The organism is Deltaproteobacteria bacterium, assembly GCA_016874735.1.
Classification (GTDB): Bacteria; Bdellovibrionota_B; Oligoflexia; order Oligoflexales; family CAIYRB01; genus CAIYRB01.
On sequence record VGTI01000089.1, the window covers coordinates 1 to 9909 of the forward strand.

The window sequence follows — 9909 nt, forward strand, 5'->3', positions numbered from 1 at the left end:
TGTAGATCAGCGCACCTTCGTTGGGCATGATGGCTAACAACCCTGTGGTTATGGTTACCTCTTGAGCCATTGATCTCAACATGATGCCCTGGATATCAGTCGCCGTTGCTGATGCGGGGATCTTGCAATCAGAGCCGATCACCAGCGTTTGGCCTAGGGAACCATCGTCGGCTTGTTCTTCCACATGGACGTCGCAGCGCACGGAGCCAATGAGCTCCCTCAGATCATCAACCCTGAAGGCTCGGTCCAACCGGTCTATGCACGAAACTTTAGATTTTTCAAAGACACCCACGGTGCCCTTGTCATTCAGCAGTAGGACTTGTGGGATTCCGCTGCCCTTACCATTGTCTTGACCGGTGTCTGAGGCAAATTTTATTTTAGCCGCATAACATACGGTCGCCGCCGATACGTGCGCCTCGGGTTTGACACTCCGCTCGACGCGGACGATAGGCCGCGGCAGGACAACCTTCCCACTACTATCACGAAACCGGGCAGGCCAACGCTTCTCGAGTTGCGCATAGAGGGCATCGCTCCAAGACTGCAGCCTCAGGCGGACCGGATGATCTTGGGATAAAATCTGATTTCCTGGCGCAAAAAACGTGACAGACTCCGCCTCACTGAGCTCCTCCCAATGCAATGGATTAGCCGTCTCATTCCGCGTCGGGGGTAAGGGAGCGAAACTATCAGAAGGAAAAGAAAAAGCATGAGGACTGCAGCAGAACAGCGCCATCATGCTTAAGAATCGATGTAACATCGAACTACCGGACGGTAAACACTGCCGCAGGTACCTTTGATACATGCGGCAGTGAAGTAGCTAAAATTACCAGCCTCTGCCGTAGTAGTAGTACTTGTAGCCGTAGCCGTAGTAGCTCTTACCGTAGCCGTAGTTGTAGTAGTTACCGTAGGAGTAGTAGGACGGGTAGTAGCTGTAGCCGTAACCGTAGCCGTAGTTGCGGTAGCACCATGCTTGGGTGGAAACGCCACCGTCTAGCTCAGTGCTTTGCTTCACGTCAGCAACTGCGTTACCGCTGTTGAACGCTGCAACTACGTCTTCTTGGGTCTCAACTTTGGAGCCGGTTTGTTGAACGCGCAGCTCTGCTTTGCTGGCGTCTTCTTGGCCCTTAGCGTCGACAGGAACACGAACGATAGCAGCAGCTGGTAGGCTGGCTGCAACGTTCTCGGACTTCTTCGCTTCGCTGCCACACGCGGTGACGAGCAAAGCACCAAACACGATCTTCATAACTTGTTTATTCATGGGGTAACCTCCAATCAATCTGCACCTCACGTAGCGCAGAATTCAGGAAGGTTTCAATAGAAATTTTTTGATTTCTTGAAAAATAAACAATTTTAAAATGTTTTTAAGCAGCCAGTATGGCGCAGGGATACCAAAGTGAAGTTGGAACCAACTGAAATGACCAGGTTAATTTGGCCACTACAGTCACCGACGGTCAACGACGCCCAAAGGCCTACGGCACCTACTGGATCTGACAACCAGCCGCTGCCAATTTGGCTGCAGGGCCATCTTCGCTCAGCCAATCCGCGACCGCACGAATCTCGCGCTGAAGGGACCTATCCGTGTCCATTGCAGGCGCCCTAAATCTGACCTCGTTCACGACTACAGCTAAGATGGTTGATGGCTTGAGTGGAGCCAGCAAGTCTAGGCCTTGAGTGGAGGCTAAATACTCGATAGCGAGGATGTTACGGACATTAATAATGACGCTACGCGCTTTTCTCGCTGCAATTGGTCCCATGCTCACGTGATCTTCTTTATCAGCGGACGTTGGAATGCTGTCGACACTGGCAGGGTGACATAGGACTTTATTCTCGGATACCAGCGATGCAGCAACTACGTGCGGAATCATAAAGCCCGAATTTAACCCACTATTGCGCGTCGCGAAGGCGGGTAGACCGCTTTGGTGAGGGTTTGTGATCTTCTCAATGCGGCGCTCCGAGATACTACCGATCTCTGCGACAGCGATGGCTAGAAAATCCATAACGAATGCCACGGGCTGACCATGAAAATTGCCACCACTCACGAAATCACCGCCGTCAAAGACGAGCGGATTATCGGTCACACTTTGCAGCTCAGTGTTAACGACTGATTCGCAGTACGCGATGGTATCGCGACTAGCGCCGTGCACCTGCGGCACGCAGCGGAAACTATATGGATCCTGTACTTTCCCGCAGTGAGCATGGCTCTCCATGATGGAATCAGTCTGGGCAAAAAGGCGCAGCATGTTGGCCGCCACTAATTTCTGACCACGGTGCGGCCGCGCCGCATGGATCCGCGCATCGTAAGCCGCGACTGTGCCACGCACAGCGTCCAGACTCAGCCCTGCGGCAATGTCAGCACTGCGCGCCAGTGTCTTTGCTTCCTCGACTGCGAATGCCGCCAAGGTCGTCATGTACTGCGTCCCGTTGATAAGCGACAAGCCCTCTTTGGGGGCCAGTTTTAGGGGTGCGATCCCCAGCTGATCAAGCACACGCGCCGCTGGTAATGTCTCCCCACGCCACTTAACCTCACCCTCCCCTAGTAAGCCAAGGGCGAGCTGGGCCAGTGGCGCCAGGTCGCCTGATGCCCCGACGCTGCCCTGACAGGGCACGACTGGCAGGATATCGTGCTCCAGAAATAGTAGCACTTGACGCACGACCTCGGCCCGCACGCCGCTAAATCCAAGGAGGAAGGAATGCGCTCGCAGGATCAAGAGCGCGCGGACTACTTCGTCGGCGGAGTAATCGCCGACGCCACAAGCATGGGAACGCACCAGATTGAGTTGCAGTTGCGCCAGATCTACCGGAGGTATGGCTACGTCGGAGAGGAAGCCAAAGCCGGTGTTGATCCCGTAAACTGTGTTGCCCTGAGTCAGCACTGCGTCTACGTGAGCGCGAAACCCATCCAGTCTCTGCCAAGCTTGGGGCGTCACCGCCACCGGAGGGTTGGGGGTCCGCGCTAGCGTAACCAGACGCTCCGTTGTCAAAGTATCCACACCAAGGTGAAATCGGGGCGTCTGCGGCATGCTCATAAAATGCTCCAAAGTGCTATCAGGTGCTGCGCGGTAACGTGGCCCAGTTATGCCACTCCTCTCACGAATCGACAAGTTCGCTGTCGCCTCGAGGCCACAGGTACGCTATACCTAGCTAAAGGGTCGAGAACCCCTGATTATCACATAGTTATCACATGGGCATCACATGAGCATCACGTGGATATGACGGCTAAACTCTCCACCTTAAGGGACCAGGTCCGCGCCATTGACGACCAGCTCTTAGAGCTCGTCGCGCAGCGCCTCCGCCTAGCAGAGGAAATCGGCCAAATAAAATTCGCCGCCAATCTCCCGATCAAAGACTACCAGGTAGAGAAGGCCGTCCTCGAGCGAAGCCGTAGCAAGGCGAGCACGTTGGGCATCTACTCAAGTTTGGCCGAGGAACTATCGCGACTGCTGATTCGCTATGCGGTGATCGCCCAGGATGACGACCGCTCCCAGCGTCAACGGCACCACCACGGACCAGCGCGACGGGTCACCGTGGTCGGGGGGCGCGGCCGGATGGGGCGCTGGATCTCAGATTTTTTTGATACCTTTGGCGACCACGTTAGCCACGTCGACCAGCCCAGCGGCAGTAACAAGGATTCACGCTACCCGCTACTCAGTTCACTGGCCGCAGCCTGTGACTCGGACGTCATTGTCCTTGCCACCCCAATCAGTATCACGTCTGAAATCATCGAGGAACTCACAAGGCTCAAAACCAAAGCCCTTGTGTTTGACATTTGTTCTCTCAAGACGCCGCTCATGAGCGCGCTCAAAGCGGCGCAGACGGCTGGTCTGCGCATCGGTTCTGCACACCCGATGTTTGGACCGGATGTCGAGGTACTGGTCGACCGCAACGTCATGATCTGCGACGTCGGCGACGCTAAGGTCACTCACGAAGTGCGTGCCCTGTTTGAATCGACAACGGCCCACATCACCGAAGTTTCGTTGGAACGGCACGATGAGCTTATGAGCTATGTGCTTGGACTATCGCACCTGAGTAATTTAGTTTTTGCCGATGTATTAGCAAAAGGCGAAGTGAGCTTCTCTAACCTACGTGGGGCGGCATCGACCACGTTCAATGCACAGCTCGGCGTGACCATTCCTGTGACGATGGAAAATCCAGCCCTCTACTATGAAATACAGACTGAAAACAGTTACAGCCCCAAAATGCTCGGTCTCCTAGCACAATCACTCGACAGCTACGCGCGCGCGATTAAAAGCCGCGATGCACAGGCATTTCTGGGACTGATGAACGAGGCTAAAGCGTATTTTGGTGAGCGCCCAGTTTAACGAGCTCTCTCGTCTAGGACGCGGCAGACTTGGTCCAAACTAAGACCGCGGCCGCGCAGTAATACCAGTAGATGGTAGAGCAAGTCAGCACTCTCGCCAAGTAGGGCCTGATCATCTGCTGCTACCGCAGCAAGTGCCACTTCGACCCCTTCTTCACCCACCTTTTGTGCTTGGCGCTGGATCCCTGCGGCCAACAGTGTTGCCGTGTAGGAACTCGTGGTGTCGGCTGCGGCTGCGCGCTCAACAATTTTAGTCCACAGTTTAGGTAACGTCGCAAAAGTTGAGGCTGCATTTTCGGAAAAGCAACTAACACTGCCCGTGTGGCAGGTTGGCCCCAGAGCCTCGGCCTTAATTAGCAGCGTGTCGCGGTCGCAGTCTAATGAGATGGATTTAGCACGTAGCACGTGACCACTGGTCTCGCCCTTGCGCCATAGCTTTGACCGGCTACGGCTGTAGAAAGTCACATCGCCGCTCGTCAGGGTTAACGTAAGACTCTCTTGATTCATATAACCAAGCATCAGCACTTCGCCACTGGCATGATCCTGGATCACTGCCGGTACCAGTCCCGCCTGTTTAGCAAAATCAACTTGGTCCATTGCAAAATTAGTACTGACACTTCGCTGTATATTCACTGCCGCACCTCGATACCTTGACTTCGTAAGTATTCCTTAACCTGACTCACGGTCAGTGTACCGGCGTGGAACGCTCCAGCCGCCAGGGCACCATCCACGTCGGCATCTCTGAAAACAGCGGCAAAGTGCTCGAGTGCCCCTGCCCCACCGGATGCAATAAGCGGAATCCTGACGACTGCCCGCACCGCCCGGAGTTGTTCTAAGTCGTATCCCGTCCGCACACCGTCTTGATCCATACAGTTAAGGACGATTTCGCCAGCTCCGCGCTCCTCAGCCTCGCGCACCCAGTCAAGGGTTCGGCGGCCAGTTCCGCGCATGGTAGAGGCGCTCCCTGTGAACTGGTAAACCTGCCAGTCACCGGGATCATCGCTGGCAGTTCTGGAATCAACGCCGACAACGACGGCCTGACTACCAAAGGTCTCTGCGAGTTCCGTAATGAGCTCAGGGCGCGCTAATGCCTTTGAATTTACCGATACCTTGTCAGCTCCCGCCGCCAGGACGGCACGAGCGCTGGCAACATCGTGAATACCACCTGCCACACAGAACGGTATGTCAAGGATCGCTGCCACACGTTCAATCCAAGAGCGTGCAACTGTGGCCCCAACGGTGCTTGCTTTAATATCGTAAAACACGAGCTCGTCGGCGCCAGCGTCACGGTAACGCTGGGCTAACGCGACGATATCCCCCATGACCACGTGGTCAGCGAACTTCACGCCTTTGACCACCATACCGTCGCGTACATCCAGACATGGTATTAGCCGTTTGCGCAGCACCGCAAAGCCTCCTCCAAACTAAACTCACCACTGTATAGTGCCTTACCGACGATGGCACCGCTGGCGCCGATTTTGGCTAGTCGCCTGAGATCGTCCAGGCTAGCGACGCCACCAGAGGCCAATAATTTAAGGCCTGGGAACCGCGTAAGAAGTTCGCGATAAAGATCTAGGTTAGGACCCGTGAGCTCGCCGTCCCGCCCAATATCGGTACAGAGTATATGATCGACGCCCAGTTCGGTGATGCTTTCGATGAGGCGCCACGGACTTACCGAAGCCGCCTCGGTCCATCCCTGAACAGCCAAGGCAAAGCCACTCTGAGAGCTACGAACATCAACAGCCAATGTCACCCGCTCGGGGCCAAGCAGTCGAATCAGTTCGCTCGCCTGCTCGGGAGCATGCGCCGCTAAACTGCCGATGACGACCCGGCTAACGCCCGACTCGATGTATGCTGCGGCCGTCTCGATCGTGCGAATGCCGCCACCAACTTGCACGCTTAGTTCGGAGTTACGGACGATATCGCGGATCAGATCAGCTTGAATCGCTGCTCCATCACGGCTACCGTCTAGATCCACTATATGTAAAAACGTCGCACCGGCTGCGGCATACGACTGCGCCACGGCGACGGGATTGTCCCCATATTCGGTTACTTGGTCAAAGCGTCCTTGACGCAGACGCACGATACGACCGCGCAGCAAATCTATGGCTGGATAGAGATTTAGCATAGGACAGTGCTCCTCACAAAGTTGCTTAGTAGACGCGCTCCAGGACCCTGACTTTTTTCCGGATGAAACTGCACACCTTTGACGTTGCCATAACTAACCACGGCAGGCAAAAGCTCACCGTGCTCCGTCACTGCCTTGACCCAGGGCCCATCAGGAGCGCGAAAACTATGGACGAAATAAAAACAATCATCATCCTGTATTGCCGCGAGCAAGGGTTCGGCGGAGTCGCGACGCTGCAAATGATTCCAGCCCATGTGCGGCACCCGCGCCAATGGATCATCTTTAAGCCTCACCACTCGACCAGGGATCAAACCTAAGCACGCGACGTCGCCTTCCTCGGAACTCTCAAAGAGTAGCTGCATACCAAGACAGATACCGAGCACTGGTTGCTTCAGGTTACGTAGCACCGGTATCAATTGCGCAGCATCGAGACGGCGCATCGCTTCGCGTGCGGCTCCCACACCTGGCAAGATGACCTGATCTGCACCAGCAATCTGGACCGGATTGGAGGTCAAACAATGCGATGCGCCGAGTCGCTCGAGTGCATTTACCACGGACTTAAGGTTGGCACCGCCGGTGTCGACAATGGCGATCATAGGACACCTTTCGTCGATGGCACACTAGCATTAGCACTGAGACTCACAGCTCGACCCAAACACTTAGCGACAGCTTTAAAAGCACCTTCCACCATGTGATGGGTATTTTCGCCCCTCACCTCGACATGCAAGGTGGCACCAAGGCGTTCCGCCAGAGACCTAAAGAAATGTGGCACCATTTCTGTCGGAAGTCCTCCAACCTCAGAGCGTCCAAAGTCCGCTGCCCAAACCAACGTTGGTCGCCCACTAAGATCGAGTGCAGCATTAACTCTGGTTTCATCCATCGGCATCACAAAGGCGTAGCGCTCGATACCAAAGCGATCACCAAGAGCGGCTCTCAAGGCGTCACCCAAGGCCAACGCTGTGTCTTCTACCGTATGGTGCTCATCGACATGCAGATCACCTGTGACCGCGATCTGCATTTCAATACCACTGTGACGCGCTAGCTGAGCTAGCATATGGTCAAAAAATCCATGACCTGTGCTGACGAGACTACGGTTCACGTCTCCATCAAGATTGACCGCAATGGTAATATCAGTCTCACCCGTGCGCCTTTGAGTCTTCGCCATGCGTGGTCGTGTCACTAACTGCTCAGCGAGAGCTCCCCAATCGGGAATCTCTTGGCCACCGATCTCGTAACGATTGACGCCAAGATTTGCAGCAAAAAGTTGATCTACCTGCGTATCGCCGATCACGGCTGAACGGCCTGTGTCGAGGGAGGCTCCACCGAGGAGTTCACGGTACATGAAGACGTTGGGTCGCCCATGTGCTAGGTCCATCGCTGCAAGCTCAAAAAAGCTCAGACCTTGGGCTTTAAGCAGGTTCCGTGCAGAACCAAACTCAGCACCGACGCCGTCGATGAGTAAAGTAAAGCCTGCTCGTTGCAACTGGTGCAGCGCTGGGATGACCATAGCCTGCACTATGGGTGCCTCATCTCTACCGGCACCAGCGACCACATCGGCCGCCTTTATAAAAACAACCCTTTTAGTCCCCGTCATGGCTGCACCTCAGCAGTTAGTGCTTCTAGCAGAGCATCGTTATCGCGGCGCGTTCCGATACTAATCCGCACACAGTCCGCTAGCCCCCGTTCGTTGCTACGATTGCGTAGAATAATACCGCGTGCGGCAGTGCGCTGCATCACATCCCGCGCACTCTTAACGCGCACGAGTATGAAATTGGCCTCACTTGGATAAACTTTCAGAACAAAATCCAGCTCTCTCAGACGTGCCCCTAGACGCTCTCGCTCTGCCGCAACGGCTAACGTGCGCGCAGTGAGTGCTGCGGGCGACAATTGTAAAAGCGCCGCGCTGGCAGCCGCCACAGCGGGTCTAGCGATGGGGTATGGGGCGCGCACCTTGTGCATGAGTTTGATGACACTCTCTCCCGCTATCGCGGATCCGAGGCGAACCCCCGCAAGGCCCCAAGCCTTAGAAAGAGTACGCAACACGACGAGATTAGGGGTGCTAGCAACCGCCGCCACCAAACTACGCTCACGACTAAACTCGATATAGGCCTCGTCAACCACCAAGAGCGCTCGCTCGCCAATTTCACGAGCAAGCCGTAGCAAGCGATCGCTGCTAAAAGTGTTGCCCGTGGGGTTATTTGGATTACAAACAAATACGAGTTTTGTATTGGCGTCAAGAGACTTAAGAATCTGCACCTCGTCCAGGTCGAAGGACTCGCCACGCAGGGGAGCCTCACGTACACCGCACCCTTGGATCGCTGCCGCCACGGAATAAAACCCGTAGGTCGGTGGCGTGATCAGAATGTTGTCCTGACCAGCCTCACAGAAAACCCGCAACAAGGCATCAATAGCATCGTCCACACCTGCCCCTAGAAACAGCTGCGACTGCGGCACCGCAAACCGCTGCGTGACAAAGGTCACTAACTCTCGTGGCTGCGGATCTGGATATCGCGCCAAGTCCTCCTGAGCATCGTGAGCGAGTTCATTGGCGTCCATATAGATCTGCGCCGTGGAGGCGGTCATTTGGCTCCGTGCAGACTCATAGGCCTTCATCGAAACAATCGCTGGTCGCGCTAAAATTGTGGCATCAAAAGTCATAGCAGTTGTACTCCACGCTGTGTCAGCTCGTCACCGCTGCGTAGAGCACGCAATCGCACACTGACGGCCTTAGCATGCGCATCGAGCCCCTCCATCGTGGCAAGAGTCTCAACGGTTGGACCTATATCGCGTAGTCCACTGGGACTAAGTTCTTGCACGGTCATGGATTTCATAAACGACTCGATAGATAGGCCACCGTGGCTCCGCGCAAGGCCATAAGTGGGGAGCACATGGTTGGTGCCACTGGCGTAATCTCCCACCGACTCGGGTGACCAGGGACCAACAAAAATAGAACCCGCGTGTTTGACGCGGCTGACCCAGCGACCGGCATCCTCAATCTGAAGAATCAGATGCTCAGGAGCATAGGCATTGGCAACATCCATGGCCTCGTCCGTAGAACCGACGACGATGATCAATGACTTGGCCAACGATTCAATAGCGATATCGCGGCGCGATAACTGCGCCAGCTGGACCTCCAGGGCCCTCAAAGTTGCGGCGGCGATACTTTCACAAGTTGTGACCAAAACGACCTGAGAGTCACGACCGTGCTCCGCCTGAGAAAGGAGATCAGCTGCTATAAATTCTGCATTGGCTCTAGCATCGGCGACCACTAAGACCTCGGACGGACCTGCAGGCAAATCCGATGCGGCACCGCGCGGATCTTGCGATACGAGCGACTTGGCGCAGGTGACGTAGGCATTACCGGGACCGTAAATCTTATCGACCTTTGGTACGGAGGCCGTGCCGTAGGCCAGGGCAGCAACAGCCTGAGCTCCACCCACTTTGAAGATAGACGAGACACCTGCTA

The 9909-nt window shown here is 55.3% G+C and carries 11 protein-coding genes; 1 reads left to right on the forward strand and 10 read right to left on the reverse strand.

Going from position 1 to position 9909, the window contains the following annotated elements; genetic code table 11:
- From FJ146_18195 to hutH, 3 genes are all read right to left on the reverse strand, one after another.
- A partial coding sequence (locus tag FJ146_18195) for a hypothetical protein (protein MBM4253902.1) occupies positions 1-754 on the reverse strand: 754 nt, incomplete at its 3' end.
- 66 nt (positions 755-820) lie between these two features.
- Entirely contained in the window at positions 821-1255 is a 435-nt protein-coding gene (locus FJ146_18200) for a hypothetical protein (GenBank protein MBM4253903.1), read from the reverse strand.
- Positions 1256-1475: 220 nt separating this feature from the next.
- Complete coding sequence (gene hutH, locus FJ146_18205) at positions 1476-3023, reverse strand: histidine ammonia-lyase (GenBank protein ID MBM4253904.1); 1548 nt, start codon at positions 3021-3023, stop codon at positions 1476-1478.
- 3 nt (positions 3024-3026) lie between these two features.
- Between hutH and FJ146_18210 the strand changes: the two genes are divergently transcribed.
- Positions 3027-4316, forward strand: coding sequence for a prephenate dehydrogenase/arogenate dehydrogenase family protein (locus FJ146_18210; GenBank protein MBM4253905.1), 1290 nt, complete (start codon positions 3027-3029; stop codon positions 4314-4316).
- Here FJ146_18210 and FJ146_18215 read toward each other — a convergent pair.
- The 7 genes from FJ146_18215 to hisD form a co-directional block, all read right to left on the reverse strand.
- Positions 4313-4912: a bifunctional phosphoribosyl-AMP cyclohydrolase/phosphoribosyl-ATP diphosphatase HisIE gene (locus FJ146_18215; GenBank protein ID MBM4253906.1), complete on the reverse strand. Its 600-nt coding sequence runs from the start codon at positions 4910-4912 to the stop codon at positions 4313-4315. The genes FJ146_18210 and FJ146_18215 overlap by 4 nt on opposite strands.
- Before the next feature lie 32 nt (positions 4913-4944).
- Positions 4945-5721 (reverse strand): imidazole glycerol phosphate synthase subunit HisF, encoded by a 777-nt coding sequence (hisF, locus tag FJ146_18220; protein ID MBM4253907.1) that lies wholly within the window; start codon positions 5719-5721, stop codon positions 4945-4947.
- Positions 5703-6443 carry a 1-(5-phosphoribosyl)-5-[(5-phosphoribosylamino)methylideneamino]imidazole-4-carboxamide isomerase gene (hisA, locus tag FJ146_18225; GenBank protein MBM4253908.1) on the reverse strand — a complete coding sequence of 247 codons (741 nt, stop codon included), beginning with the start codon at positions 6441-6443 and terminating at the stop codon, positions 5703-5705. Before hisA ends, hisF begins: the two co-directional genes overlap by 19 nt.
- The gene (hisH, locus tag FJ146_18230; GenBank protein MBM4253909.1) at positions 6437-7039 is read right to left on the reverse strand and encodes an imidazole glycerol phosphate synthase subunit HisH; all 603 of its coding nucleotides are present in this window, start codon (positions 7037-7039) and stop codon (positions 6437-6439) included. Before hisH ends, hisA begins: the two co-directional genes overlap by 7 nt.
- Positions 7036-8037: an imidazoleglycerol-phosphate dehydratase HisB gene (gene hisB, locus FJ146_18235; protein MBM4253910.1), complete on the reverse strand. Its 1002-nt coding sequence runs from the start codon at positions 8035-8037 to the stop codon at positions 7036-7038. The genes hisH and hisB overlap by 4 nt, the downstream gene beginning before the upstream one ends.
- The gene (gene hisC / locus FJ146_18240) at positions 8034-9101 is read right to left on the reverse strand and encodes a histidinol-phosphate transaminase (protein MBM4253911.1); all 1068 of its coding nucleotides are present in this window, start codon (positions 9099-9101) and stop codon (positions 8034-8036) included. Before hisC ends, hisB begins: the two co-directional genes overlap by 4 nt.
- Positions 9098-9909 (reverse strand): histidinol dehydrogenase (gene hisD / locus FJ146_18245; GenBank protein MBM4253912.1); only part of this gene is annotated, 812 nt, incomplete at its 5' end. The genes hisD and hisC, both read right to left, overlap by 4 nt.